The organism is Methylobacterium sp. J-059, from assembly GCF_022829485.1.
GTDB lineage: Bacteria > Pseudomonadota > Alphaproteobacteria > Rhizobiales > Beijerinckiaceae > Methylobacterium.
Genome location: NZ_JAKSYA010000071.1, coordinates 1 through 1361, shown reverse-complemented (window position 1 = coordinate 1361; position 1361 = coordinate 1). Strand labels below are relative to the sequence as shown.

Sequence of the window (1361 nt, the reverse complement as noted above, 5' to 3'; positions counted from 1 at the left end):
GTAATTACCCAGGCCTGTGACGGCTGGGATCAGGCACCGACGGTCTTGAGGATGGTGCCGAATGGGCTGTGGCCTGCGAGGCGTGCGGTATCGACGACGGTGCGGATAGCGGCCTCGCCCTCGGCGGCCCACATGGCGCGGTAGCCGTTGGTCACCTTCCGCTGGACGACCGCTGGGCGCAGCAGTCGCTCTGAGCCGTTGTTGGTCGGTTCGACCGCGCCGGGATGGGCGAGGAAGACGAGGAGCTGATCACGCGCCCGTCCGATCTTGGCCTGGAGGCTTCGGGTCAGGTCGCAGCGGCTCGGTGTGGCGAGGATGGCGCCGAGCTGTCGATCCAAGGTCCGGCGCTTGGCGGCGAGCGTCGAGGCGGCCAGATCGGTAACGCGCTCGGCCAGGCCGAATACCGTCTGCAACCAGAGCTGCAATCGCCAGGGTATGGGATCGTCGCTGACCTCGACGACGTAGGCGACGTCGCGGGCGAGATGGGCGAGGCAGGTCTGGTGCGCGGCGGCATGACCCTGCTGGGCGGTGTAGCGGTCCGAGATCCACACCGCGGGCCGGTGGCCGTCCATCATCTCCCGTATCACGATGGCGCCCCGCGTCGGCGAGGCCGTGTGCACCACGGCGTCGCCCGCGTGGAACACCCAATGATAAGCGTTGCTGCCCTCGATCCGGACGCCGGTCTCGTCTGAGGCGATCACAGGGGCCCGGCGTAGCGTCGAGACGGCCTCCTCGCGACCGGAGCGGAAGTGCCTCTGCGCGCGCTGGAGCAGGTTCATCAGCCCGCCCTGGCTGAGCGTCAGACCGAACAGGTCCGACAAGGCTGCCTGCAGTCGCTCGTAGGACAGCGCCTGGAAGGTCTTGAGATACGTCGCCACCGCATGCAGCCGTGGGCCGAACGGCGTGCCCCGCGCCGCCTCCGGCACCGGCGCGACGACCCGCACCCCGCAGGTCGGGCAGTGCACGGCCAACCGTCGATGCTGCGTCACGACCGGTGTCACCTCCGGCAACTCGATCCGCTCGGACACGCTCACGAGTTCGACAGGGAGATCTCCGTGCAGGGCGCCGCCGCAGCACGCGCAGCGGTCGGGCCGATGATCGACGACCGCGTCGGGATCGTCGCTCATTACACGGCTATGGCCCTCGTGGCCGGGCTTGGCCCCGCCAGGTTTGGATTGCTCGCGCCGCTCTTTGCGGTCTGTGGCGGGCGGCTTCGAGGACGTGCGAGATGTCTTGTCCGGACGCTGCAGCCGCAGCACCAGCTCGATCAGTTCCTCGCGGCTCAACCGCTCAAGATCGCTGCGCCCCATCCTACGAAAGAATCAGCGAAACCCGACCCGCGCAAGGGCGTGGGTAATTAC

Annotated in this window: 1 protein-coding gene; it reads right to left on the bottom strand. The window is 68.5% G+C overall.

Going from position 1 to position 1361, the window contains the following annotated elements; genetic code table 11:
* Positions 1-29: 29 nt before the first annotated feature.
* Positions 30-1310: an IS66 family transposase gene (gene tnpC / locus MKK55_RS08395; protein ID WP_243934180.1), complete on the bottom strand. Its 1281-nt coding sequence runs from the start codon at positions 1308-1310 to the stop codon at positions 30-32.
* Positions 1311-1361: the final 51 nt, after the last annotated feature.

What these genes read in the sequence shown, in the direction of transcription:
- tnpC (WP_243934180.1), bottom strand. Translation starts at nt 1,310, where the DNA reads ATGGGGCGCAGCGATCTTGAGCGGTTGAGCCGCGAGGAACTGATCGAG.